The organism is Streptomyces vastus, assembly GCF_039532825.1.
Classification (GTDB): Bacteria; Actinomycetota; Actinomycetes; order Streptomycetales; family Streptomycetaceae; genus Streptomyces; species Streptomyces vastus.
In genome coordinates, this window is record NZ_BAAASJ010000003.1 from 12,661 (window position 1) to 37,640 (window position 24,980).

Annotated in this window: 24 protein-coding genes and 1 pseudogene; 14 read left to right on the forward strand and 11 right to left on the reverse strand. The window is 69.1% G+C overall.

The window, feature by feature from the left end; translation table 11 throughout:
- Nucleotides 1-107 precede the first annotated feature (107 nt).
- Complete coding sequence (locus tag ABD357_RS01310; RefSeq protein ID WP_344386873.1) at nucleotides 108-935, forward strand: SDR family NAD(P)-dependent oxidoreductase; 828 nt, start codon at nucleotides 108-110, stop codon at nucleotides 933-935.
- 430 nt (nucleotides 936-1,365) lie between these two features.
- Nucleotides 1,366-2,610, forward strand: coding sequence for an MFS transporter (locus ABD357_RS01315; protein ID WP_344386874.1), 1,245 nt, complete (start codon nucleotides 1,366-1,368; stop codon nucleotides 2,608-2,610).
- A gap of 335 nt (nucleotides 2,611-2,945) precedes the next feature.
- Here the strand turns inward: ABD357_RS01315 and ABD357_RS01320 are convergent, their stop codons facing one another.
- On the reverse strand, nucleotides 2,946-4,112 hold the full coding sequence (locus ABD357_RS01320) for an alpha-hydroxy-acid oxidizing protein (RefSeq protein ID WP_344386875.1): 1,167 nt from the start codon (nucleotides 4,110-4,112) through the stop codon (nucleotides 2,946-2,948).
- Between the two features lie 110 nt (nucleotides 4,113-4,222).
- Between ABD357_RS01320 and ABD357_RS01325 the strand changes: the two genes are divergently transcribed.
- Nucleotides 4,223-5,263, forward strand: a complete 1,041-nt coding sequence (locus tag ABD357_RS01325) for an Lrp/AsnC family transcriptional regulator (RefSeq protein WP_344386876.1) — start codon at nucleotides 4,223-4,225, stop codon at nucleotides 5,261-5,263.
- Between the two features lie 63 nt (nucleotides 5,264-5,326).
- Here the strand turns inward: ABD357_RS01325 and ABD357_RS01330 are convergent.
- Nucleotides 5,327-5,497: pseudogene (locus ABD357_RS01330) on the reverse strand (GNAT family N-acetyltransferase); the annotation flags it as partial.
- A gap of 141 nt (nucleotides 5,498-5,638) precedes the next feature.
- Here ABD357_RS01330 and ABD357_RS01335 point away from each other — a divergent pair.
- The 5 genes from ABD357_RS01335 to ABD357_RS01355 all read left to right on the forward strand — a co-directional run bounded on the left by ABD357_RS01335 (nucleotide 5,639) and on the right by ABD357_RS01355 (nucleotide 9,785).
- The gene (locus ABD357_RS01335; RefSeq protein ID WP_344386877.1) at nucleotides 5,639-6,112 is read left to right on the forward strand and encodes a GNAT family N-acetyltransferase; all 474 of its coding nucleotides are present in this window, start codon (nucleotides 5,639-5,641) and stop codon (nucleotides 6,110-6,112) included.
- 75 nt (nucleotides 6,113-6,187) lie between these two features.
- On the forward strand, nucleotides 6,188-6,904 hold the full coding sequence (locus tag ABD357_RS01340) for a DsbA family oxidoreductase (RefSeq protein WP_344386878.1): 717 nt from the start codon (nucleotides 6,188-6,190) through the stop codon (nucleotides 6,902-6,904).
- Between the two features lie 112 nt (nucleotides 6,905-7,016).
- The gene (locus tag ABD357_RS01345; protein ID WP_344386879.1) at nucleotides 7,017-8,069 is read left to right on the forward strand and encodes an aminotransferase class V-fold PLP-dependent enzyme; all 1,053 of its coding nucleotides are present in this window, start codon (nucleotides 7,017-7,019) and stop codon (nucleotides 8,067-8,069) included.
- Nucleotides 8,070-8,125: 56 nt separating this feature from the next.
- Entirely contained in the window at nucleotides 8,126-8,728 is a 603-nt protein-coding gene (locus ABD357_RS01350; RefSeq protein WP_344386881.1) for an RNA polymerase sigma factor, read from the forward strand.
- A 40-nt stretch (nucleotides 8,729-8,768) separates the two neighbouring features.
- Nucleotides 8,769-9,785, forward strand: coding sequence for a maleylpyruvate isomerase family mycothiol-dependent enzyme (locus tag ABD357_RS01355; RefSeq protein WP_344386882.1), 1,017 nt, complete (start codon nucleotides 8,769-8,771; stop codon nucleotides 9,783-9,785).
- A gap of 78 nt (nucleotides 9,786-9,863) precedes the next feature.
- Here ABD357_RS01355 and thpD read toward each other — a convergent pair whose 3' ends face one another.
- From thpD to ABD357_RS01390, 7 genes are all read right to left on the reverse strand, one after another.
- Nucleotides 9,864-10,754 carry an ectoine hydroxylase gene (gene thpD / locus ABD357_RS01360; RefSeq protein WP_344386884.1) on the reverse strand — a complete coding sequence of 297 codons (891 nt, stop codon included), beginning with the start codon at nucleotides 10,752-10,754 and terminating at the stop codon, nucleotides 9,864-9,866.
- A gap of 5 nt (nucleotides 10,755-10,759) precedes the next feature.
- Nucleotides 10,760-11,158, reverse strand: coding sequence for an ectoine synthase (locus ABD357_RS01365; protein ID WP_033317823.1), 399 nt, complete (start codon nucleotides 11,156-11,158; stop codon nucleotides 10,760-10,762).
- 39 nt (nucleotides 11,159-11,197) lie between these two features.
- A complete protein-coding gene (ectB, locus tag ABD357_RS01370; RefSeq protein WP_344386886.1) occupies nucleotides 11,198-12,469 on the reverse strand; it encodes a diaminobutyrate--2-oxoglutarate transaminase in 1,272 nt (423 codons plus the stop codon).
- A gap of 140 nt (nucleotides 12,470-12,609) precedes the next feature.
- Nucleotides 12,610-13,191 carry a diaminobutyrate acetyltransferase gene (gene ectA / locus ABD357_RS01375; protein WP_344386887.1) on the reverse strand — a complete coding sequence of 194 codons (582 nt, stop codon included), beginning with the start codon at nucleotides 13,189-13,191 and terminating at the stop codon, nucleotides 12,610-12,612.
- Nucleotides 13,192-13,517: 326 nt separating this feature from the next.
- Nucleotides 13,518-14,066 (reverse strand): DinB family protein, encoded by a 549-nt coding sequence (locus ABD357_RS01380; RefSeq protein WP_344386888.1) that lies wholly within the window; start codon nucleotides 14,064-14,066, stop codon nucleotides 13,518-13,520.
- A gap of 61 nt (nucleotides 14,067-14,127) precedes the next feature.
- Entirely contained in the window at nucleotides 14,128-14,736 is a 609-nt protein-coding gene (locus ABD357_RS01385; protein ID WP_344386889.1) for a DUF1349 domain-containing protein, read from the reverse strand.
- A gap of 167 nt (nucleotides 14,737-14,903) precedes the next feature.
- On the reverse strand, nucleotides 14,904-16,433 hold the full coding sequence (locus ABD357_RS01390; RefSeq protein WP_344386890.1) for an aldehyde dehydrogenase (NADP(+)): 1,530 nt from the start codon (nucleotides 16,431-16,433) through the stop codon (nucleotides 14,904-14,906).
- A gap of 149 nt (nucleotides 16,434-16,582) precedes the next feature.
- On the opposite strand from ABD357_RS01390, the gene ABD357_RS01395 reads away from it, so the two are divergent.
- From ABD357_RS01395 to ABD357_RS01405, 3 genes are all read left to right on the forward strand, one after another.
- A complete protein-coding gene (locus ABD357_RS01395; protein ID WP_344386892.1) occupies nucleotides 16,583-17,356 on the forward strand; it encodes an IclR family transcriptional regulator in 774 nt (257 codons plus the stop codon).
- A gap of 10 nt (nucleotides 17,357-17,366) precedes the next feature.
- Nucleotides 17,367-17,840 carry a GNAT family N-acetyltransferase gene (locus ABD357_RS01400; RefSeq protein WP_344387033.1) on the forward strand — a complete coding sequence of 158 codons (474 nt, stop codon included), beginning with the start codon at nucleotides 17,367-17,369 and terminating at the stop codon, nucleotides 17,838-17,840.
- Between the two features lie 91 nt (nucleotides 17,841-17,931).
- Nucleotides 17,932-19,389, forward strand: coding sequence for a peptidoglycan D,D-transpeptidase FtsI family protein (locus tag ABD357_RS01405; protein WP_344386893.1), 1,458 nt, complete (start codon nucleotides 17,932-17,934; stop codon nucleotides 19,387-19,389).
- Nucleotides 19,390-19,453: 64 nt separating this feature from the next.
- Here ABD357_RS01405 and ABD357_RS01410 read toward each other — a convergent pair whose 3' ends face one another.
- Complete coding sequence (locus ABD357_RS01410; RefSeq protein ID WP_344386894.1) at nucleotides 19,454-20,902, reverse strand: NCS2 family permease; 1,449 nt, start codon at nucleotides 20,900-20,902, stop codon at nucleotides 19,454-19,456.
- 288 nt (nucleotides 20,903-21,190) lie between these two features.
- Here ABD357_RS01410 and ABD357_RS01415 point away from each other — a divergent pair, with 288 nt between their 5' ends.
- From ABD357_RS01415 to ABD357_RS01425, 3 genes are all read left to right on the forward strand, one after another.
- On the forward strand, nucleotides 21,191-21,757 hold the full coding sequence (locus ABD357_RS01415; protein WP_344386895.1) for a SigE family RNA polymerase sigma factor: 567 nt from the start codon (nucleotides 21,191-21,193) through the stop codon (nucleotides 21,755-21,757).
- Nucleotides 21,754-22,611 carry a hypothetical protein gene (locus ABD357_RS01420; RefSeq protein ID WP_344386896.1) on the forward strand — a complete coding sequence of 286 codons (858 nt, stop codon included), beginning with the start codon at nucleotides 21,754-21,756 and terminating at the stop codon, nucleotides 22,609-22,611. Before ABD357_RS01415 ends, ABD357_RS01420 begins: the two co-directional genes overlap by 4 nt.
- Before the next feature lie 125 nt (nucleotides 22,612-22,736).
- A complete protein-coding gene (locus ABD357_RS01425; protein WP_344386898.1) occupies nucleotides 22,737-23,564 on the forward strand; it encodes a pectate lyase in 828 nt (275 codons plus the stop codon).
- A gap of 156 nt (nucleotides 23,565-23,720) precedes the next feature.
- Here ABD357_RS01425 and ABD357_RS01430 read toward each other — a convergent pair whose 3' ends face one another.
- Nucleotides 23,721-24,878, reverse strand: a complete 1,158-nt coding sequence (locus ABD357_RS01430) for a right-handed parallel beta-helix repeat-containing protein (RefSeq protein ID WP_344386900.1) — start codon at nucleotides 24,876-24,878, stop codon at nucleotides 23,721-23,723.
- Nucleotides 24,879-24,980: the final 102 nt, after the last annotated feature.

The window sequence follows — 24,980 nt, forward strand, 5'->3', positions numbered from 1 at the left end:
CTCCACGAAGGACAGCGCATGACAGCCATTCAAGAAGAGCTGTGCCGCAGGCCCGCCCCGGACGGACGCACGGTGAAAGCGCTCGCGGATCACAGGAACGGTGACCGATGAACGGCACTGAACTGCCCACCGCGCGCCGCCTGCTCGGAAAACTGCCCTTCGTCGACCCGGGCCGGCCCCCGCTGCCTGCGAGAACCGCGTTCCTGACCGGTGCCAGCTCGGGCATCGGCAAGGCACTGGCAGCCGAGCTGTGCGCCCGCGGCTACGACGTGTACCTCACCGCGCGCAGAACCGAGGTCCTGGAAGAACTGCGGGCACAGCTCACCGCCGCGTTCCCGCAGCGTTCGGTGACCGTGGCCGCCCTCGACGTGACCGAGCACGAGGCCGTGGCGCGGACGATCGACGACGCGGCCCGGCAATTCGGCGGACTAGGAATGGTCATCGCCAACGCGGGGGTCGACGTAGGGGGCAACATCGGGGAGGGCCACTTCGAGGCGCACCGCGCGGTGGTCGACGTCAATCTGCTGGGTGCGATGGCGACCATCGACGCGGCCGTCGCACACCTCCGCAGCAAGGGCGGCGGGCAGGTGGTGGGCTTCACCTCCGTCGTGGCCGGGGCGGGCCTGCCGGGCGGGGCGCCGTACTGCGCCTCCAAGGCAGGGCTCACGAGGTACCTTCAGTCGCTGCGAGGCGAGCTGTGGAACAGCGGCATCACCGTGACCACGGTCGCCCCCGGCTACATCGACACCCCGATCAACGAAGCCCTGGGCGACAAACGACCGTTCCTCATCGACACCCGCACGGGTGCCCGCAAGATCATGGACCGCATCGAGTCCGGCGCCGTCCACGCGACAGTGCCCCGAGTGCCCTGGACCGTCGTCGAATACGTGCTGGCCCGGCTCCCGACCCGTCTGCTGCGGAAGGTCAACGCCTGACCGCCCAGGCCCGAGGACCACTGACGCGCCGGTGCCGAGCCGCCCTCACCCGGTGACCGTCGGGCCGGGCCAAGCCTTCGGCGCACACCGCACACCCGGCCCTGGTGCCACCTGGCACATGACCGCTCCCGAGCCCCCCGGGGCCGGTTCCACCACCTGCCGCAGCGCCCGCCAGAGCGCCCCGCACGTCCTGAGCACTACGTCGAAGACGTCTGGGCCCGGCTGACCGCAGGCCGCCGCGGCCTGCGCCCCCCAACGCGTCCGGGTCGAGTCTGCCGTCTGCCCTCTATGCCCGGAGGCTCCCTTCGCCGCTCCAGTACTGGCACACGGCACCCGACCGCCTACCAGTTCTGAGGTTTCTGACGATGCTCTTCTTCCCTCCCGCTCCCACGCCCGCCTGCCAGGCGGCCCTCCGTGCACGGGGTGTTCAGTGAAAACGAACAGCGACACCGCGCTGACGTTCACCGTCGCTGCTGCCCTGATCGCCGGAGTCACGCTCGGCAGCAGTCCCAGTAATGTGATGCCCGTCTTCGTGGACGACTTCGCCGACCGCTTCGATCTGTCCAGCACCAGCGCCGGACTCGTCGCCGCCAGCCAGTTGACGGCGGTCGCGATCACCACCCTCCTGCTCGCCAACCGCGCCGCCCGCCCCGGACGCGTCCGGATGGCCCGAGGCGGGTTGGCCCTGGCCGCCGCGGGATTCATCGGCGCCGCCATGGCTTTCGACATCCTGACGCTGATCGTGGCCAGCCTCCTGCTCGGCGCCGGACTCGGAGCCGTCTACGCCGCCTCCACCGCCGCCCTGGCCGGCGCCGGCGACGACGCCGACAAGACCTCCTCGATCGCCATCACCGGCGCGCTGTTCGCGAGTGCCCTGCTGCTCCTCGCCGTCCCGACCGTCAACGAGTCCGCAGGCGGGGGAACCGGCTTCTTCCTGCTGGCCGTGTGCTGCCTGCCTGGCTGGTTCCTGGTGGGCCACCTCCCCGACGGCCCGGGCCCGGCGAGCAGTCCTTGCGCGACCGCCCCCAACTCAGCCTCCCGGTCGGCCCGTCCCTCAGCCCTGCTGCTGGTCGGCGCGGGCCTCCTGATGGCCGTCACGCAGGGAGTTTGGTCCTACGCCTCCGTACTGGGGCGCGGCCACACCGGCATGTCTGCCTCTGTGCTCTCCGCCGTCCTGGCCGTCTCCAGCGTCGTCGCACTCGCCGGAGCCGTAGCCGGACCGCTCGCCGTGAAGCGTTTCGGCCGCCTGCGCTCGATGGCCGGGTTCGTCATCGTCGAAGCGTTCAGCACGGGGCTCCTCATCGTCACCCACAGCCCCAGCCTGTTCATCGCCACCGCCGTCATCTGGCAGACGTGCTGGCTGGCCGTCCTGGTACAGATACTCGCCGCCGCCTCGGTCATCGACTCCACCGGACGGTGGGTGGCCGCCCTCAGCGGCGCCGGAGCACTCGGCGGAGGCATCGGCCCCCTGGCCGTCGGTGCGATCATGGACAACATGGGCGTCGGCGTCCTGAGCATCCTCCTCACCGCCGGAACACTCATCGCCGCACTCCCCCTCCTCAAGATGACCGCGTTCAGCGACGCGGCAGCAGACACCGCATCCGTCACACCCCACCCGCGGGCCACTCCGGCCGCGAGGACGATCAGCGAGAAACCAGCCTCACCAGCGGAATGAAGCACCCGCCCCACGATGTGCCCGCGGCGGCTGAATCCTGACCGGTGCGCTTCAACGGCAAGAAGACGAACGCAACCTGCCTGAGCCGGAACGCGCCCACCTTGCAGCCTCGTGCGACACGGCTGCGCAACAACGGCTGTGGAGGTTCTGCCCCGGCGTCAGCGACGCCAGGGGCGGAGTCTTTGGAAGGGCGACGTCGAGGTCGCACCACAGTCAACCCTGGCTCCGCTTCCGCCAAGCGCTCACCGCACATTGAACGTCCGCCCGGGCCGGCCTGGTGTCGGAGAATCGGGCCGACGTCCTGATGGTTCCTCAGGGCGACGCGTTGGGGCGTCTCACATGACGCGCTGGAGGGCTTCCGGAGTGAGGTGGCCGAGGGTGGGATAGCCGTCGACGGCCATGATCAGGTCGGCTTCGGCGAGCAGTGAGCGCAGCACGTGAACGATGCCGTCGGTGCCGCCGAGGGCGAGGCCGTAGGCGTAAGGCCGGCCGATGCCGACGGCGGTGGCACCGAGGGCGATGGCCTTGACGATGTCGGCTCCGCTGCGGATGCCGGAGTCGAACAGGACCGGCAGCCCGTCAGCGGCCTCGACGACAGCGGGCAGTGCCTGAAGGGCGGGGAGGCCGCCGTTGGCTTGCCGGCCGCCGTGGTTGGAACAGTAGATGCCGTCCACACCGCCGTCCTTGGCGCGCCGGGCGTCCTCGGGGTGACAGATGCCCTTGACGATCAGTGGCAGGTCGGTGAGTGAGCGCAGCCACGGCAGGTCGTCCCAGGTGAGGGGGTTGCCGAAGACCTGGACCCACTGTATGACGGCTGCTTGGGGATCCTCCTTTGGTGTGCGGGACAACCGGGACCGGAAGACCGGGTCGGTGGTGTAGTTGGTCAGGCAGTGCCCGCGCAGCTGGGGGAAGTTGCCCCCGGCGAGATCGCGCGGACGCCAGCCGGCCACCCATGTGTCGAGGGTGACGACGATGCCCTTGAACCCGGCCGCCTCGGCCCGGCGGACGAGGCTTTCCGCCAGGTCCCGATCGGAAGGGGTGTACAGCTGGAAGAAGCCCGGTGTGCCGCCGAGTTCGGGGGTGACCTGCTCCATCGGGTCGGCGGAAAGGGTGGAGGCGACCATGGGCACTCCGGTGCGGGCAGCGGCCCGTGCGGTGGCCAGGTCACCGTGCCCGTCCTGGGCGCACAACCCGATGACCCCGACAGGGGCCATGAACACCGGTGACGGCCACGTCATTCCGAAGAGCTCCACCGACAGGTCGCGCTCGGCAGCACCGACGAACATTCTCGGGATGAGCCCCCAGCGGTCGAAAGCCGTGACGTTGGCCCGCTGAGTTCGCTCGTCCCCGGCGCCTCCGGCGACGTACGACCACACCGAGGGCGACATCGCCGCTTGAGCCTTGGCTTCCAGCTCCCCATGGCTCACCGGGAAGGGCGGCAGCACGCCCGCCAGCCCGTTGAGGTAGATCTCGTCCTGGTAGGAGCCGAACGTCTGCTTCATGTGATGCCCTTCCCGTCGCGTAGGCCGGCAGGGTGCGCGCCCGTACCAGGATGGAAGACTGGAAGCCGAAGACAGGAAATCGCAGGAATTCCGCACTCAGGTGGATCCGCATGCAGGATGACGTCAGATTGCTGAGCGAGGAGGACCTGGCGCTCATCCATGCACTCCAACTGCGGCCACGGGCCTCGTGGAGCGTTCTGGGCCGGGCTCTCGACGTGGACCCGGTCACCGTGGCCAGGCGTTGGAGCCGGCTCGCGACACGCGGCGAGGCATGGATCAGCCTGTCCCCCGGGCCACGGATGTTCGACCAGATCTGCTTGGCCTTCATCGAGATCGACTGCGCACTGGGCAGCGCCGCCGCGGTGACCGGCGTGCTGAACCGCCACCCCCATATGCTCACCATCGAACGCACCGTCAGCGGCCACGACATCCTCGCCACCGTGGCCACCCGCGACCTGGCCGCCATGTCCCGCTACACCCTCGACCACCTGCCCGCGATCACGGGCGTGACCGCCGTCCGCGCCCGGATCGTCACCCACATGTTCACCGAGGCCGGGCGCTGGCGGATCGACGCACTGGCTCCCGGCCAACGAGCCCAGCTCACCGCCGCCACCAAGTCCGCACCCACCGGCCGACACGTACGTCAGGTCACGCCCGCCGACCGGGCAGTCCTCGCACACCTGGCCCAGGACGGGCGGGCCTCGCAGCAGGCCCTGGCCACCGCGCTGAAGACCAGCGCCTCCACAGTCAAACGGCGCATCGACCAACTCACCGGACTGGGACTGCTCAGCTTTCGTTGCGACTTCGCCCGCCCTCTGGGCGGCTGGCCCGTGGCGGCCACCTTCTGGGCCAGAGTCACACCGGCGAACCTGCCAGACCTCGGACCCGCCCTGATCCGGCTGCCGGAGACACGCAACTGCGCCGCGATCAGCGGCCCCGACAACCTCATTCTCCAGGCCAACCTGCATTCGGTGACCGACGTCCTTCGCTTCGAAACCCACCTGGCCGCCGCTCACCCCGACCTCGACATCGTCGAACGGGTGATCACCATGCGGCACGAGAAGCTGCTGGGCCGCCTGCTTGACCACCACGGCCGCACCATCGGAACCGTCCCTCCGGACATCTGGGCGGAGCCGCGCGGAGACCTCTGACCCGACGTCTGCCATGCGGCCCGCCTCCTTGACCGTTGGTGAGGCGCCCGGCCAGATGATGATCGAGCCGATCGAGTAGCTGGCGTACCCGTCCGGGACGCCGTCGGCGTCACGGTGGACGGCGACGTAGCGCGGCGCCGGCGAGATCGGGGGCTGCCCCGCACGCAGGGCCCACCAGCGGTGCGGCCGGGACAGCGCGCCGGGCCGGGCGCGGCGATACCGGTCGTATACCTCGTACGGGTGCCGGCCGCTCCGCGGAGGGTGGTGCTGAACGGGAAGGTGGTGGGCCAGGGTGTCGCCACGCGGCGGAACCGCGGCCGAGCCGGACACGTCCTCCGCGGCGTGATCAGAACGCACCGAACTGTCAGAACCCTGGTGATCAGGACCGCCCTGCCCGCCGAAGCCGCGGACGTGGCCGAACTGCACAGACGTGCCCGCACCACGTACTACCCCGACGGCCTACCGGACGACGACACCGACTGGCCCGCCGTCTGGCGTGGTGTCATCGAGCGCCCCGACACCCGTGTGCTGTGCGCGGTGCGAGCCACGCGTCTCGTGGGTATCGCCTCCTTCCGGCCCGCCGAAGGGGCCCCGGCCGACTCGGTCAAGCTGTTCCAGTTCCATGTCGACCCCGGCCATTGGCGCTCCGGTATCGGCGCCGAGCTGCACGCGGCCTGCGTCGAGCAGTGGCTGGCCGACGGCAAGCGGACCGCGACTCTCGAGGTGCACGTCGACAACCAACGTGCTCAGGCTTTCTACGCCCGCCAGGGCTGGGTCCCCGATCCGGAGCAGCCGCCCCGCGAAGGCGACCACCACCTCTTGCTGACCTACGCGGTGAACGGGGAATGACCTGAGCCGATTGAACGTTCACACACCGAGCGGAGGGAGCCTTCGCGTACCCGTACGGCCTGGAGAGACGAAGACATGCGCGTCGAGATCTGGAGCGATATCGCCTGCCCCTGGTGCTATGTGGGCAAGGCCCGCTTCGAGAAGGCGCTCGGCGCCTTTCCGCACCGGGATGAGGTCGAGGTGGTGCACCGGTCCTTCGAGCTCGATCCGGGGCGGGGCAAGGACGAGACGGAGTCCGTCGTAGCCATGCTGACCAAGAAGTACGGGATGAGCGAGGCGCAGGTCCGGGCGGGTGAGGAGAATCTGCGTGGGCTGGCCGCCGCCGAGGGGCTGGGGTACCGCGCCGAGGGCCGCGACCACGGCAGCACCTTCGACATGCACCGGCTGCTGCACTTCGCCAAGGAGCAGGGCAGGCAGGCCGAGCTGCTGCAGATCCTGTACCGGGCGAACTTCGTCGAGGAGCGGTCCCTCTACGTGGACGCCGACGCGTATCTGGTGGACCTGGCCGTCGAGGCCGGTCTCGACGCGGACGCCGCCCGCAAGGTGCTCGCCGACAAGGACTCGTACGCCGATGAGGTCCGCGCCGATGAGCGTGCGGCCGCCGAGCTCGGCGCGAACGGCGTCCCCTTCTTCGTTCTCGACCGCAAGTTCGGCGTCTCCGGCGCCCAGCCCGTCGAGGTCTTCGGGAAGGCGCTGGAGCAGGCATGGGGAAGCCGCTCACCGCTCAAGCTGATCGAGGACGGCGATGCGGACGCCTGCGGTCCCGACGGATGCGCGGTGCCGCAGCGCTGAGAGACAGCACGAGGAAACGGCGCAGGTCGGGGCCGACGTATAAGCGTTCCTTAGCGGGATCAGGTAAAAAATCGCAATGGACCAGGAGGTGGCGAGGGCTCACAGTGGTCTCATGGAGACCTTCGAGAGCCTCGTCCGTACCGAGTTCGCCCCGAAGAACACCTTTCTGAACACCGCGAGCAGCGGGCTGCTCCCGGCCCGTACCGTCGCCGCCCTGCAGGAGGCCGCGGCGCTCCGGGCCGACGGCAGTGCGCTGGACCCGCTGTTCGCCGATGTGGAGGCCGCCCGGGCCTCCTTCGCCCGGCTGGCCGGAGTGCCTGTCGGCCGGGTGGCGGCCGGGTCCTCGGTCAGCGCCTACACCGGGCTTGTCGCCGCCTCGCTGCCCGCGGGCGCCGAAGTCCTCACCGCCGAGGACGACTTCGCCTCCGTCGTGAACCCCTTCCATGTCCGCACGGACCTCAAGGTGCGCGCCGTGCCCCTGGAGCGGATCGCCGAGTCCGTCCGGCCCGGCACCGCACTCGTCGCGGTCAGCGCCGCACAGTCCGCCGACGGCCGGATCGCCGACCTGCCCGCGCTGCGCGAGGCGGCCGGGGAGCACGGGGCCCGTACGTACGTCGACTTCTCCCAGGCGGCCGGCTGGCTGCCGATGGACGCCGAGGCGTACGACTACACCGCCTCCGTCTGCTACAAGTGGCTGCTCGGTCCGCACGGAGCGGGCTTCCTCGTCGTGCCGGAGGACTTCGGCGCGCTCACGCCCATCCTGGCCGGCTGGGTCGCCGGCGAGAATCCGTGGGACAGCTGCTACGGCCCCGTGACCGAACTCGCCCACTCCGCCCGCCGGTTCGATCTGCCCCCCGCTCTCTTCAGCTACGCCGGACTGCGCCGCTCCCTCGAACTCATCGAGGAACTCGGCGTCGACGCCGTGCACGCCCACGACCTCTCCCTCGCCGACCGCTTCCGGGCGGGGCTCACCGGCCTCGGCCACGAAGCCCTGCCGGCGCCGGGCTCGGCGATCGTGTCCGTGCCCGGCCTCGGCCACCTCCAAGCCGAGCTGGGCAAGGCCGGGATCCAGGTCTCCAACCGCGCGGGCAACCTGCGTGCCTCCTTTCACCTCTACAACACGCCCGCCGATGTCGAGCGCCTGCTGGACGTCCTGTCTGCTTGAACCACTGGCGCGGACCCGGCGGGGACGCTAGGAAGGGGCATCAGGGGGTGGTGCCGTTGGAGACCACGGGGACGTCCGTCGAACCGGCCGCCGACGCGGAGTTGCAGCGGCGGCTGGTGTACGGCGACGAGTCCGCGCTGACCGAGGCGTACGCCGCGTACAGCGGGCTCGTCCGGGGGGTGGCGGTCCGGGTGACGCGCAGCCCGGCCGCCGCCGAGGATGTGGCGCAGGAGGTCTTCGCCCAGCTGTGGAGCAGGCCGTACGGGTTCGACGCTCGCCGTGGCTCGCTGCGTACCTGGCTGTCGGTGCTGGCGCACCGGCGAGCCGTGGACTGGGTGCGCAGCGAGGCCCGGCACCGCAAGGCCGCCGGTGCCGACGACTCGGCGCTGCAGGCGATCCCCGACACGGGACCCGGTCCGGACGAGACGGTCGTCGACCGCGAGCGCTCGCTCCTGCTGCACTCGGCGCTCGCCGAACTCCCGCAGTCCCAGCGGGAGGTGGTGCACCTCGCGTTTTTCGCGGGCCGCACCTACCGCCAGGCCGCCGTCGAACTCGGCATTCCGGAAGGCACCGCCAAGACCCGGCTGCGCTCCGCATTGCGCAAGCTGGCCGAGTCCGTGGCTGACCCACCGGATCCGGCCTTGGAAAGGGGCGCATGATGGATGGATGCGGCCGGGAAGCAGGGAAGGGAGGTGCGCGGTGACCACTGATCACGACGGTGTACGTGAGCTGCTGGGGGCCTGGGCCTTCGGCGCGTTGCGGCCGGAGGAGGAGAGGTCGGTGCCGCGGCATCTCGCCGAATGCGAGAGCTGCGCGGCGGAGGCGGAGCGGCTGCGGGAGACGGTGCGGCTGCTGGACGGGCCGCGGGGAACGGCCATGAGCAACGGTTCGGGAGAGTCGGGTGGCGTACTCGCCCTCGCGCTGCGTGCCCGGCCCGCCGCGCCGCGAGTCGCCGCGCACGCCGCCCCGTACGCCGCCGCCGTCGCCGGACTCCAGGCGCTGGTGCGGGAGTTGGACGGCCGCTGGAGCACGCCGGTCGTGCACGACTGGGACGCGCACGCGACGGTCGCGCATCTCCTCGCCGCCGACGAGCCGCTGGCCCTGTGCCTTGGTCTCGACGCGCGCGTGCCCGCGTCGGCGGTCCCGGAGGGGACGCGCTGGGAGGAGGCCTGGAACACGCGCACCGCCGAGATGATCGCCCATGAACTAGCGCGCACGCCCGAGGAGACCGTCGCCGACTGGTCCGCGCAGGCCGGCGCGCTGCTGGCCACGCCCGAGGCCCGGGATCCCGAACGTGCCGCGCACGCCACGACGTTGATGGGGATCCGGCTGCCCGTCGCCGATCATTTCCTGGTGCGGGGCTTCGAGACGTGGATCCACACGGACGACATCGGCCGCGCGCTCGGCCTCGCCGTACCGCCGCCGCCCGAGGAACACCTCTGGCAGCTGGTCCGGCTCGCCGTCCGCATCCTCGACTTGGCGCTGGGAACCACCGCTCCTCCGGTGCTGTTCGCGGTGGCCGGAGGCGAGGACGCCCAGTGGGTGCTCGGCTCCGAAGACGAACCGGTGCGGGCCGAACTAGTCCTCGAACCCGTCGACTTCTGCCTGCTCGTCGGCGGACGGTACGCGCCCGAGGAGGTCCCGAGGGGCGCGACGGGCGACGAGGGTGCCGTACGGAACGTACTGGAGCGGGCGGCAGCGCTGTCCTGGCTCTAGACGGCGGAGGGCGGCACCCCAGGAGGGTGCCGCCCATCATCCGTACGTCACTTCAGCCGTACGTCACTTGCCCGTGCGTCACTTGACCGGTGTGAAGTCCCGAGCGCCGATGAACTCGGGCCGGCGCACCGGTGCCGCGAACGGCTCCACCGCCGTGTTCTCCACGCTGTTGAACACGATGAAGACGTTCGACCGCGGGAACGGGGTGATGTTGTCCCCGGAACCGTGCATGCAGTTGCAGTCGAACCAGGTCGCCGAGCCGGCCCGCCCGGTGAAGAGCTTGATGCCGTGCGCCTGGGCGAACTTGGTGAGCGCCTCGTCGGAGGGCGTGCCCGCGTCCTGCATCTGCAGCGACTTCTTGTAGTTGTCCTTCGGCGTGGCACCCGCACAGCCGAGGAACGTCTTGTGGGACCCCGGCATGATCATGAGGCCGCCGTTGGTGTCGTAGTTCTCGGTCAGCGCGATCGAGACGGACACGGTGCGCATGTTGGGCAGGCCGTCCTCGGCGTGCCAGGTCTCGAAGTCCGAGTGCCAGTAGAAGCCGCTCGCCCCGAAGCCGGGCTTGACGTTGATCCGCGACTGGTGGACGTACACGTCCGAGCCGAGGATCTGCCGGGCCCGCCCGACGACGCGTTCATCCCGCACGAGCCGCGCGAAGACCTCGCTGATCTTGTGGACCTCGAAGACCGACCGGATCTCCTGCGACTTCGGCTCGATGATCGAGCGTTCGTCGGCGCGGATCGCCGGGTCACTCACCAGCCGCTCCAGTTCGGAGTGGTAGACGGCGACTTCGTCGTCGTCGATGAGCTGACCGATGGAGAGGAAGCCGTCGCGCTCGAACGACTGGAGGTCGGCCGCCTCGATCGGGCCCGGGGCGCCCGGCGCGCTCCACACGACCGGGTCCTGGCGGGGTACGGACACCTCGGCGGCGCCGCGGCTCGGATACAGATCGGTGAGCGTCATGGCCATGATTCTCAGACCTCCTCGGTCAGCAGGGGGTAGACACCGTTCTCGTCATGGTCCTCCCGGCCGGTCACCGGCGGATTGAAGACGCAGAGGCAGCGGAAGTCCTCCTTGATCTTCATCGTGTGCTTCTCGTGGCCGTCGAGGAGGTACATGGTGCCGGGGGTGATGGTGAACTTCTCCCCGGTCTCGTCGTTGGTGAGCTCGGCCTCGCCCTCCACGCAGACGACGGCCTCGATGTGGTTGGCGTACCACATCGACGTCTCCGTGCCGGCGTACAGGATCGTCTCGTGCAGGGAGAAGCCGACCTTCTCCTTGGCGAGGACGATGCGTTTGCTCTCCCAGGTGCCCGACGCGGACTTGACGTGCCGGTCGGTGCCTTCGAGGTCCTTGAACGAGCGGACAATCACGGTGGTGCAGTGCCTCCTTCAGGCTGCGGGCGGTTGCGGTTACGCCGTCTCTCGTACGGCGCGGGCGAGGGTGCGCAGACCCTCGTCCAGCTCGTCGGGCGTGATGGTGAGCGCCGGGAGGAGCTTGACGACCTCGCTCTCCGGGCCCGACGTCTCGATGAGCAGGCCGAGCTCGAAGGCCCGCTGGGCGATGCGGCCCGCGCGCTCCTTGTCGTGGAACTCGATGCCCCAGACAAGGCCGCGGCCCCGGTACTCCTTGATGGCGTCGGGGTTCTCCTCGCAGACGGAGATCAGCGCCTGCTCGATCTGCTCGCCGCGGGCCCTGGTCTGCTTCTCCATGGCCGGCCCGTCGGTCCAGTACGTCTCAAGGGCCGCCGCGGCCGTCACGAAAGCGGGGTTGTTGCCGCGGAACGTGCCGTTGTGCTCGCCCGGCTCCCAGATGTCCAGCTCGGGCTTGAACAGGGTCAGCGCCATGGGCAGTCCGTAGCCGCTGATGGACTTCGAGACGGTCACGATGTCCGGCGTGATGCCCGCCTCCTCGAAGGAGAAGAACGCGCCGGTACGGCCGCAGCCCATCTGGATGTCGTCGACGATGAGCAGCATGTCCTGACGCTCGCACAGCTCGGCCAGGGCCTGCAGCCACTCGGGACGCGCGACGTTGATGCCGCCCTCGCCCTGCACGGTCTCGACGATCACCGCGGCGGGCTGGTTCAGTCCGGAGCCCTGGTCCTCGAGGAGCCGCTCGAACCACAGGAAGTCCGGGACCTGGCCGTCGAAGTAGTTGTCGAACGGCATCGGCGTGCCGTGCACCAGCGGGATGCCGGCTCCGGCCCGCTTGAAGGCGTTGCCGGTCACGGCGAGGGAGCCGAGCGACATCCCGTGGAAGGCGTTCGTGAACGACACGATCGCTTCCCGGCCCTTCACTTTTCGCGCCAGTTTCAGCGCCGACTCGACGGCGTTGGTGCCCGTCGGGCCCGGGAACATGACCTTGTACGGCAGGTCGCGCGGGCGCAGCACGATGTTCTGGAACGACTCGAGGAAGGCGCGTTTGGCGGTCGTCGACATGTCGAGACCGTGGGTGACGCCGTCGCGCTCCAGGTAGTCGATGAGGGCGCGTTTGAGTACGGCGTTGTTGTGGCCGTAGTTGAGCGACCCGGCACCGGCGAAGAAGTCGAGGTACTCGTGGCCGTCCTCGTCGTACATGCGGCTGCCCTGCGCGCGGTCGAACACGGTGGGCCAGCCGCGGCAGTAGCTGCGCACCTCCGACTCCAGGGTCTGGAAGATGCTCAGGTCGGGCTGGGTGATGGTCACAGCGAATCTCCTCCTGGGAGATGAAGTCTTGGGGGGACGACCGGATGGTCGGGTCCGGTCGTTTGGATCTGCTGTCTGCTGAATCTGCTGGTCGGGATCGGCCGTGGCCGGTCGGTTCGACCAGCCGCCTGCTCGGTCGCTCAGTCGGCCTGGTGGCCCGATCTGGACGCTCGGTCAGCCGGCCGGAAGGTCAGCGGTCCTATGCGGTACAGCACCTCGGAGTCGTGCGGGCCGTCCGGGAAGTGCGCTGTGTCGAACAGCACTTCACGCTCGACGCTCGCTCCGTGGCGTGCGGCGTACGAGGTGAACAGGCGCTCGGAGGCCGTGTTGCCGGGGGTGATCGTGGTCTCGACGGTTTCGAGGCCGCGGTCGTGGGCTACTCGTGCCGAGAGTCCGTCCAGCAGGGCGGCGGCGAGGCCGCGTCCGCGGTACGCGGCGTCGACGGCCACCTGCCAGACGAGCAGAGTGTCCGGCTGGTCGGGCCGGACGTACCCGGTGATGAAACCGACCGGCATCCCCTCCTTGTCGCGCGCCACCACCGAGGTGCCGGCGAAGTCACGGCACCACAGCAGGTAGCTGTACGAGGAGTTCAGGTCGAGGGTTCTGGAGTCCTTGGCGATGCGCCAGAGGGCGGCGCCGTCCGCCACCTCCGGACGGTCGATCCGCAGGCCCTCCGGCATTTCCAAGAATTCCGCTTGCAGGTCTGCTTGTGCGGCGGTCATGCGGATTGAATTTACCGAGAGAAAGCTGAAATTGCATCGCCGGATGGGGTTACATGAGCGCCGTTGATATGTTATCGCGCGGGCGCGGGCACCGCACGTTGGGACGGCAAGAACTCCCGGTTTGTCCGGGAAATACGGGAGGAAGCAGACACCCTGTGTGTTGCGTCACATATACGTAACGGCCACGAGACCTGCCCGAATTACGAGGTTGGCGTTCACGAAATCTTAGTGTTTAGGGCCGGGAAAAGCGGGCAGAAGAAAACGGGAAGCTGCACTCGAACAAGCATCGGGTGGAGGGCAAATCAAAGGCGGAATGAATTCCTCAATTACGCTCCGGTGACCCCGTCGATACGCTCCCTCACAATGTCCGCGTGACCGTTGTGACGGGCGTACTCCTCGATCATGTGGATGAGGATCCAGCGCAGGCTGACCTCAAGCCCGGCCATCGGGCCGTCGGCGATCCGTCCGGTGTCGTCCAGCGACCGCCCCGCACACAGCTCCTGCCCCCGGGTAATCTCCCGCCGCCAGTTCGCCAGCGCCTCGTCGAGCCCGCGCTCCGGTGCGAGGGTGGTGCCGCCGGACACGTCCCCCCACTTGTCCCCGTACACGGTCGGCACGTCGAGCCCGGCGAACACCCGCTGGAACCAGTTCCGTTCGACCTCGGCGAGATGCTGGACCAGCCCGAGCAGGGTCAGCTCCGACGGTTCGGCGGAGGCCAGCCGCAGCTGGCTGTCGTCCAGCCCACGGCACTTCAGCTCCAGCGTGGCGCGGTGAAAGGCGAGCCAGCTCTCCAGCATGGGCCGCTCCGGCCCGGTCAGGAGCGGGATGGGGCGGCCGTCTGGCAGGGTCTGGGTCTGGTGTGCGTCGGTGGCCATGCCGGGCAGCATGGCACGGGGGCCCGACGATGCGGGAGAGGCGAAAACCAGCCGTCAGGAATCAGCTACCGTCCCGCAGGTCTGCCGGCCAGTCCGGGCGGAACTCGATGCCGTCGTACGTGACCACGCACCCCTCCCCCAGCGGCGACTGCGTCATGAAGCCGACGAGGGCCGCTCCGGAGGCCTTTTCGTCAGCCAGGGTGAACAGGCGCACGAAGATCCAGCGCTTGCCGTCCTTGGAGGCGTGGAAGGCGAAGGCGCGGCCCGTGCGGCTGATCCGCAGCCAGACCGAACTGCCCTCCACGGGCCAGGAGTTGGCGTCATCGGAGTGGCCACGGGTGACCACCGTGCACACGGTCGGCACATCCGGCGAGTTCTCCAGACAGAGCTTGGCCCACTCCCGCTCTGCCACATGCACGTAGAGCACCCCCGCGTCAAAGGCCCCCGCAAAGCCCACGGTGACACGAGCGATCAGCTGAAAGTCCCCCTCAGGCGCCCCCAGCAGCCGAGGCGCGTCCGCGGCGGGGTCCAGAGCCTCCCCGGTAGGCGGCACAAACCGATCCTGCCGAGCCCCCGCCCACCCGGTGAGCACCCCGTCCTCGTACGACCAGTGCCCATCGGGCCCGTAACTACGAAGCGGAAACGGAAGTTCGGGTATTTCGAGATCCATGCGCCGAGTCTCCCAGGTCCCCCGCCGAGCCCTCAAAGAGACACGGCACTGTCAAAACATGCGGCACGGGCAGCGCCCCGTCGGGGGCGCGGGGAACTGCGCGACCAGCCGCGAACTACCCGCGGCCCGCAGTCAACCGCGCCCCTACGGCGCATCCCGTATGTCTCTCAGCGCTCAAGGCGGCCGTTGAAACGCCGCGGCAGCCCCAGCGGATTCTCATCCCGCAACTCCGGAGGAAGCAGCGCCTCAGGCGCGTGCTGGTACGCAACCGGCCGCAGCCACCGCTCAATAGCCGTACCGCCCACAGACGTGGACGTCGACGTCGTCGCAGGGTACGGCCCTCCGTGATGCTGGGCCGGAGCCACAGCAACACCGGTGGGCCAGCCGTTGACGAGCACGCGCCCCGCAAGCGGCGTCAGCTCGGCAAGGAGCTCCGCTCCACGCCCCTCCCCCGCCGCTTCCTCGGCAGAGAGATGCACGGTCGCCGTGAGGTTGCCGGGCAGCCGGGAGAGGACGGCGCCTGCCTCCGAGTCGTCCTCGTACCGGGCGACAACGGTGATCGGCCCGAAGCACTCCTCCAGGAGCAGATCATGCTCACCCTCGGCGGCGAGCCGACTCGCCGGCACAGTCAGGAACCCGGGGCTCACCGTGTGCTCGCTCCCGGCGCCCGGCGTCACCGGAGCGTCCACGTCCGGGAGTTCGGCCCGCTCGGCAACGCCCGCGATGAAGTTGTCGCGCATCCGGTGGTCCAGCAGCACCCCGGCGTCGGTGTCGCTGACCGCGTCGGTGAGGGACTTCACCAGCCGGTCCCCCGCCGCACCCGTCGGCGCGAGAACGAGCCCCGGCTTCACACAGAACTGGCCGACACCCAGCGTCATGGAACCCCCGAGCCCCGTACCGATCGCCTCGGCGCGCTCGGCGGCGGCGGCCTCGGTGATCACGACGGGGTTCAGCGAGCCCAGTTCACCGTGGAACGGGATCGGCACGGGCCGGGCGGCAGCCGCGTCGAAGAGGGCACGACCGCCCCGTACGGAACCGGTGAAACCGGCCGCCGACACCAGCGGATGCTTGACCAGCTCGACGCCCGCCTCGAATCCGTGCACGAGGCCGACGACCCCCTTGGGGATGTCGTGCTGGTCCGCGGCCCGCCGCAGCGTCGCCGCGACCAGCTCGGACAGCCCCGGGTGGTCGGGGTGCGCCTTGACGACGACCGGGCAGCCCGCGGCGAGCGCACTCGCGGTGTCACCCCCCGCGACCGAGAAGGCGAAGGGGAAGTTCGACGCCGAGTAGACGGCGACGACACCCAGCGGCACCTTGTAGCGGCGCAGGTCCGGGATCGGCGGCGTCGCGGTGTCGTCGGGGTGGTTGATCACGACGTCGAGGAACGCGCCCTCGTCGACGATGTCCGCGAAGGCCCGCAGCTGGTAGCAGGTACGGGCGAGTTCACCGGTGAGCCGGACCGGGCCGAGCGCGGTCTCCGCGTCGGCGGCCTCCACGAGGTGGTCCTTGGCGCCTTCGAGCAGGTCCGCGGCGGTGCGCAGGAAAGCCGAGCGGACCGTGCGGTCGGCCAGGGCGCCCCGGGCGGCGTGGGCCGCGCGGACAGCCGTGTCCACCTCCTGGGCTGTTGCCTCCACCGCAACCTGTTCACGCTGCTTCCCGGTTCGGGGGTCGACACTCCAGACTGGTGCTGCTGCCACCGCGGGTCCCTCCAGATGTGATGCCGCAGTTCTTATGTGATGCCGCAGTTCTTGTGTCACTCACCAGGGCGTTCGATATGCTGAACACTGTCTCTGATGGTGAATATGTCTCGGAGACTATTTCCCGTCGAACGAAGGGGTCAAGAGCGATGTCGGCTGGCGAGACAGGCGGCGGGGCGCAGGTCAAGTCCGCGGTGCGGACCGTGGAACTGCTCGAGTTCTTCGCCGGCCGACCAGGAATGCACTCCTTGGCCTCCGTGCAGGAGGCCGTAGGTTACCCCAAGTCCAGTTTGTATATGTTGCTCCGTACGCTCGTCGAGCTCGGCTGGGTCGAGACGGACGCGACGGGCACGCGGTACGGCATCGGGGTGCGCGCCCTCCTCGTCGGTACGTCGTACATCGACGGCGACGAGGTGGTGGCCGTGGCCAGACCGACCCTCGACCGGCTCTCCGACGACACTACGGAGACGATCCACCTGGCGCGGCTCGACGGCACGAATGTGGTCTATCTCGCCACCCGCCAGTCCCAGCACTACCTCCGCCCCTTCACGCGCGTGGGCCGCCGGCTGCCCGCCCACTCCACCTCGCTCGGCAAGGCGCTGCTGGCCACTCACACCGACGAGCAGGTACGCAAGCTGCTGCCGGAGACCCTGCCCGCGCTGACCGAGCACACGATCACCGACCGGGAGAAGCTGATCGAGGAGTTGCACCAGGTGCGGGAGCAGGGCTTCGCGGTGGACCGCGAGGAGAACACGCTGGGGCTGCGCTGCTTCGGCGTCGCGATTCCGTACCGTACGCCCGCGCGCGACGCCATCAGCTGCTCCGTACCGGTGGCGCGGCTGACACCCGCGCACGAGCAGATGGTGAAGGACGCCCTGTTCGACGCCCGCGACCGGCTGACGCTCGCCACCCGGAGGCTCTGACATGTCTGATGTGAAGGTCGTGCTCCGCGAGGTCCACGACAGCGATCTGCCCGTGTTCTTCCGGCAGATGAACGATCCCGAGGCCGCCCTGATGGCCGCGTTCACGGTCAGGGATCCGGCCGACTGGGATGCCTTCGACGCCCACTGGAAGCGGATCCGCGCCTCGTCCGATGTGGTCAACCGCACGGTCCTCGCCGACGGCGACGTCGTGGGCAGCGCGGCGGTGTACGGCGAGCCGGGCGAGCGCGAAGTGACGTACTGGATCGACCGCGCGTACTGGGGCCGCGGCATCGCCACGCGCGCCCTGCGGGCCCTGCTCACCGAGGTCCCCGAACGCCCGCTGTACGCCCGCGCCGCCGCGGACAACGCGGCTTCGCGCCGTGTCCTGGAGAAGTGCGGCTTCCGCGTGACCGCGCACGCCAGGGGGTACGCGAACGCACGCGGGGCGGAGATCGACGAGGTGGTCCTCACCCTGGACGGCTGAAGTCCTCGGACGGGCGGCTTCATGAAGCCGGGATGAGAAAGCCGGGCCGGCGGGAACTCGTCCCCGCATCCCGCTCGTCTTCCAGAGCGCGATGAACACGACGATCAGGCGGGCCTCCGTCTTCACGCTGCTGCTCGTCCTCGCCCTGCTGGTCAGGGCGACCTGGGTGCAGTTCTACGACGGCACGGCGCTCGCGGAGAACAAGGAAAACCGGCGGAACGTGATCGAGCAGTACGCGTACCCGCTCGGAAGCATCATCGTGGCCGGCGACGCGATCACCGGGTCCAAGGAGACGGACAGCGGCGACCTCAAGTACCAGCGGACGTACAAGGACGGCGCGCTGTATTCGGCGGTCACGGGCTACAGCTCGCAGGTGTACGGGGCGACGCAGCTGGAGGGCGTCTACCAGGATCTGCTCGACGGCACGGACAACCGCCTGAAGAACCCGGTGGACACGGTCACCGGCAAGCGTGCCGACCCGGGCGACGTGGTCACGACGATCGACCCGGATGTGCAGCGGGCCGCGTATGAGGCGCTGGGCGACACGAAGGGCGCTGCCGTCGCCATCGACCCGACGAACGGCAAGATCCTCGGTGTCGTGTCGACCCCTTCGTACGACCCGTCCGAGATCAGCGGCTCCGACGACTCCGCCGCCTGGGAGAAGCTGACGAAGGATCCGGACAAGCCGATGACGAACCGGGCGCTGCGCCAGCCGCTGCCGCCGGGCTCGACGTTCAAGCTGGTCGTGGCGGCTGCCGCGCTGGAGGACGGGCTGTACTCGTCGGTGGACGAGAAGACGGACAGCCCGAATCCGTACCCGCTGCCGGGCACGACCCGCGTGCTGGACAACGAGAACCCGTCGGCGCCCTGTGAGGACGCCACGATCCGGGTGGCTCTGCAGTACTCGTGCAACAACGTCTTCGGGAAGATGGCCGTCGACCTGGGCCAGGACAAGGTCAAGGAGATGGCGGACGAGTTCGGCTTCGACGACGCCGAGCAGGACGTTCCGGTGCGGGCGTACGAGAGCGTCTATCCGTCCGGCATGGACAAGGCCCAGACCGCGCTGTCGGGCATCGGACAGTTCGACGTCACGGCGACGCCGTTGCAGATGGCCATGGTGTCGGCGGCCATCGCGAACGGCGGTGAGCTGGTCTCGCCGCACATGGTGTCGCAGATCAGCGACGCCAGCGGCAATGTGCTGGAGAACTACGACGACAACACGGACACGAAGGAGATCGTCAGCTCGTCCACGGCCGAGCAGTTGCAGTCGGCGATGCAGACGGTCGTCGACGAGGGCACGGGTACGAACGCGCAGATCGACGGCGCGACCGTGGGCGGCAAGACGGGTACGGCCCAGCACGGCGAGAACAACAGCCAGACGCCGTACGCCTGGTTCACGTCGTACGCGAAGGACGACTCCACAGGCAAGGAGGTCGCTGTCGCTGTGATCATCGAGCAGTCGAACGCGGCCCGGTCGGAAGTCAGCGGCAACGGGTTGGCCGCGCCGGTGGCGAAGGCGATGATGGAGGCGGCGCTCCAGCAGAACTAGCGGAAGGCCCCGGCCCGTTGAATCCTCCGGGCCGGTGCCTTCGCACGTCACAGCCTCAGGGGCCTCAGACGCCCAACAGTTGCTCGATCGGGTCGATCGCGAAGTACACCAGGAACAGTGCCGACGCGCCCCACAGCAGCCAGTGGACCTCGCGGGCCTTGCCGAGTACCGACTTGATGAGGACGTAGGCGACGAAGCCCGCCCCGATGCCGTTGGTGATCGAGTACGTGAACGGCATCACGGCGATTGTCAGGAACGCGGGGATGGCTATCTCGTATTTGTCCCAGTCGATGTGCTTGACCTGAGTCATCATCAGGAAGCCGACCGCGACCAGGGCGGGGGCCGCCGCCTGGAGCGGGACGATGGTCAGCAGCGGGGTCATGAAGAGGGCCAGGGCGAACAGTCCGCCGGTGACCAGGTTGGCGAAGCCCGTACGGGCGCCCTCGCCGACGCCCGCCGCCGACTCGATGTACGAGGTCGAGGAGGATGCGGAGGACGCGCCGCCCGCGACCGCGGCGGCGCCGTCGATCAGCAGCACACGGCCCAGGTTGGGCACGTTGCCCTCTTCGTCCAGCAGCCCCGCCTCGGCGCTGATGCCGACGACCGTGCCCATGGTGTCGAAGAAGTCCGAGAGGATGAGGGTGAAGACCAGCAGAACCACGGTGATCGCGCCGGCCTCGCCGAAGGCGCCGAACAGGCTGAAGTCGCCGATCAGCCCGAAGTCGGGGGTGTCGACCACCTTGTCCGGCCAGTCGGGCGTGGTCAGTCCCCAACTCTTGATGTCAGCCGCCGAGTTGATGATGATCGCGAGGATCGTCATGGCGACGATGCTGATCAGGATGGCGCCCTTGACCTTGCGGGCGAGCAGCCCGATGGTCAGCAGCACCCCGAGGCAGAAGACGAGCATGGGCCAGCCGGTCAGCGCGCCGGTGGCGCCCAGCTGCACGGGCACCGTGGTGTTCGCCGCGTCCGGGATGCGGCTGACGAACCCGGCGTCGACGAAGCCGATGAACGCGATGAACAGGCCGATGCCCACGCTGATCGCCTGCTTCATGGGCTGAGGTATCGCGTACATGACGGCCTCGCGCAGGCCCGTCACCACCAGCACACAGATCAGCAGGCCCTCGAGGACGATCAGGCCCATCGCGTCGGCCCAGCTCATCAGCGGGGCGATCTGGAAGGCGACGACGGCGTTGAGGCCGAGCCCGGCGGCGAGGGCGAGCGGCAGATTGCCGCCGATGCCCATGATGACGGTCATCACGGCGGCCACCAGGGCGGTGGCGGTGACCAGTTGGACGCTGTCGAGCCGCTGCCCGAACTTGTCCTCGGCGCTGCCCAGGATGATGGGGTTCAGGACAAGGATGTACGCCATCGTGAAGAACGTGGCGAAACCGCCGCGGATCTCCCGGGCGAAGGTGGATCCCCTGGCGGAGATCTTGAAGAACCGGTCGACGCTGTTCGCCGGGGGTGGTGCGGCACTCGGCCGGTCGGCCACCTTCTGTGCTCCGGACATGCGGATGCTCCTCGTTCCTGCGTGCTGGGTGTGCGGATGCTGGCTGGATTGTTCCCGCCGTCCTCCGCTTTCGGGTTTTCTCCGTGTTACGGAATCACGTACGGAACCGAGTTCGGCCTACCGCACGACCTTCGAAGTCCTGTACGGACGCCTGCTACTCTCTCGAACCTCACCCCACAGGGGCACCATTCCTTCACGGGTGACACACGGGGTCCGTATACGCACTTCGCAGGCACGGCGCACGCAGGTCAACCGCACTGTCCGGATTCAGCAGGGGAGAGGTCGCCCGTGGGCACGGTCGTCGACGACTCAGCCTCCGTGGAGTTCCACGACTTCTTCGAGCGGCACTATGCCGAACTGGCGCGGCTGGCCCACCTGTTGACCGGTGAGTCGGACGCCGCCGACGATCTCGCGGCGGACGCGCTGCTCGCCATGTGGCACCGCTGGGACCGGGTGCGGGCGGCGGACCATCCGGTGGCGTACGCGCGCGGAGTGGTCGCCAATCTGGCGCGCAGCCGGATCCGCAGCGCGGTGCGTGAGCGCAGACGCATCACGCTGTTCTGGTCGCAGCGCGAGGAGAGCAGCGAGAACCCGGATGTGCCGGCCGTGGTCGATGTCCAGGGGGCGCTGCGCAGTCTGCCGTTCCGCAAGCGGGCATGTGTGGTGCTTCGGCATGCTTTCGACCTCTCGGAGAAGGACACCGCGCTCGCTCTCGGCATCTCGGTCGGTACGGTGAAGAGCCAGACGTCGAAGGGAATGGCCGAGTTGCAGCGGTTGCTGGGCAGTGCGGACGGCCCGAGCCGTGTGCACGCGGCGGTGCTGCGCACCGGTGGGGCCGGAGGGAGGAACCCGTGACGGGGCAGCGCGACGCACGTGCCACGGACGACAAGGTGCGCGCCCGGCTGCATGAGGCGGCCGGCGCTCATGAACCCGACCGTGCGCGCATCCTGGCCCGCATCGAGCGAGGCATGGCCGAGTCCGAGATCTCCCGGCGCCCCGCGCAGCGACCCCCGCTGCTCGGCTGGGCGCGGGTCGTCGGCGCCACGGCCGCGGTCGCGGGCGTCCTCGCGGTGGGCGGCTATGCGGCGGCGTCCGCGCTCAAGGACGACGACAAGACCCAGCAGACCGTCGCGGTCACGCCGACTCCCGAACCGTCGCCGGAGGAGTCCCGCCGCGGTGAGATCCCGCCGGACCCGACGAGTTCCCCGCGCCCCGAGAAGCCGACCGCGGCCGAGTCGCCGCCCGTCAAGCCGCCCGAGCAGCCCCCTGCCGTCACTCCGCCCGCGGACGCCGGCACCGAGGAGGGCCCGCTGTGGTCGGACGGCTCTGTCGATCCGCACAGCAACGACTTCTGGGCGCAGAGCAATGTGACCGTGAAGTCGGACAAGCAACTCACCTCGATGACCGTCGAGTTGCGCATCAAGCAGACCGGTGGGGTCACCTCGACGGGCGCCTGGCGCTCTCTGCCCGAGGCCGACTTCGAGCTGACGGTCGGCGAGCGGGACGGCTTCATCGTCTACACCTGGGAGCTCAAGGAGGGCCGTACGGTCCCGGCCGGTGAGTTCGTGTTCGCCGGACAGTACGACCACGACCGCGGCGGCCGTGACGCCGGCGACGACCGTTACGCGGCCACCGCAACGGCCGACGGCGAACAGGTGGGCGTGCAGGGCGACTTCGAGGGCCAGGACTCCGACGACGAAGACTCATGACCGGCGGTTCGGAAAGCTCATAACGAGCGGCGGCTGCAAAAAGGTTCCGAGGGGCGGCAACCCGCTCCTTCCGGGTGGCAACCAGGGAGACACAAGGTCTCTCCCCCCACTCAAGGAAACGGGACATGAGTTCAGAAACACAGCAGCGTGCACGCCACCGCCGCAAGCTCAACCGGACGCACGCCGTGATCGGCGGCGTGTCCGCGTTAGGCCTGACCGGAGCGGCAGTCTTCGTCGGCACCTTGATGTCGTCGGCGAACGCCGCGGCCCAGTGGCCGACCCCCAACGGCAGCGAGGCGGTCTCCAAGACGATCCCGGTGGAAGGTGTCCGGGACGGCGGCATGAAGCGCTTCTACGGCAGCGGAGACCTGGCCGGTGACGGCCAGGAAGAGGGCGGAGACCCGATCTTCGAACTCGCGGACGGGGCGACGCTGAAGAACGTCGTCATCGGCAAGCCCGGCGCCGACGGCGTCCACTGCAAGGGCACCTGCACGCTGCAGAACGTCTGGTGGGAGGACGTCGGCGAGGACGCAGCCACGTTCCGCGGCGGCGAATCGGCCGTCTTCACCATCAAGGGCGGCGGCGCGAAGCACGCCGAGGACAAGGTCCTCCAGCACAACGGCGGCGGCAAGCTCGTCGTCTCGAACTTCGTGGCGGAGGACTTCAAGACCCTCTACCGCTCCTGCGGCAACTGCTCGACGCAGTACAAACGCAGCGTGATCTTCAACGGTCTGGAGGTGACCGCTCCCGGCGGGCGTCTGACCGGCATCAACAGCAACTACGGCGACTCCGCGGCCCTGCGCAGGGTGACCATCACCGGCGACAGCGGCAAGGAGATCGTGCCGTGCCAGAAGTACAAGGGCAACAACAGCGGTGACGAGCCGGAGGAGGCGGGCTCGGACGCCGACGGCACTCACTGCAACTACAAGCCGTCCGACATCACGTACAAGTAGGTCCTCCGCCGAGTAAGTACTCCGCGGACTCCACAGATCTGCTGGCCCAAGCCCCCCACAAGGGCCAGTAGCAAGGGGAACGCCCCCGCCGGACGCAGCCGGTGGGGGCGTTCTCATGGGCCGTGGGGGGATGGGCCCGTGGGGGGAGCGGAAGGATCAGTTCATGGTCGAACCGATGGTGGTGGAGCCCGTCGTCAGGAACGTCGTCGCGGGCAGTGAGCCGTTCGCCTTGCGGGCGCCGTATGCGGTGGACACGTTCGTGGACTTGAAGGCGGGGGCGGCGATGCCCTTGTCCCCGTTGTTGCCCGCGGAGACGGTGGACGGGCCGAGCTTGCGCAGACCGCCCTTGTTGCGCACCGCGAGGTTCTTGCCGAGCCGGGCCTTGCCGGTGGCGAAGTAGTAGCCCGAGCCGGCGTTGGCGTACGCGGTGTTGCGGTTCAGGCTCATGGCACCGGTGTTGGAGTTCTCGGTGAAGCCGTGCTTTCTGTTGTCCCAGGCCGCGTTGTTGTTCACGAGGTGGGCGACCGAGGCGCCTCCGCCGCCGAGCTTGAAGCCGTTGCCGTTGCCGTCGAAAGCCGGGTCCTTCCAGCGGTTCTCGCCGTTTCCGAACGCCCAGGAGTGCTCGACGGTGACGGGGCTGGAGAACTGCCAGAAGTCGAGTCCGTCATCCGAGTTGTTGTAGAGGCGGGCACCGGTGATCTTGTTGCCGGTGCCGGAGCCGAACTTGACGGCGATCCCGTCGGCGTTGTGGCCGTGGCCGGACGGGTCGTAGTTGCCGTAACTGTCCAGGTTCTGCACGAGGTTGTCCGTAGTGCCGTCACCGCGCAGTGTGAAGCCGGAGTCTCCGTTGTTCGCGGTGACGAGGTTCCTGAACACTCCGCCGACGGAGGAGGTGGCGACGAAGCCATGGGCCGGCGCGTTCTGCCAGGTGATGTTCTCGACGGTCCAGTAGTCGCCGTAGACACCGGCCAGCCAGGACCCGTCGGGCAGCTTCGAGCCGTCGATCTTCACCTTGGCCCCGGCAGCGGCCTGAAGAGTGATACGGGCCGAACTGGTGCCGCTCGCCGAGGACTTGAGGCTCTTCGTCGGGTAGTACGTGCCGCCGCGCACCTGGATGACGGTGCCGGCCGTGGCGCCCTTGACGGCGGCTTCCAGCTGAGCGGCGCTGGACACGGTGACTGTCCTGACGGCGGCGGCGTCGGCTCCGTCGTTCGAGAGTCCGAGGTAGACGCCACCCGCCCCCGAGGCGACGGACACAGCGGCGGCGATGGAGAGGGTGCGCGTCCTGCGGTGGCGTCCAGTGCTCTGGAGCACGGCGCGTTCCTTTCCTAGGAGCCGGGGACGAGAGGCGGGCCCCGGGACTCGCCTCTGTACACCCATGTCGCCGCCATGGCCGGAAAAGGTTGCCGCGCCCAC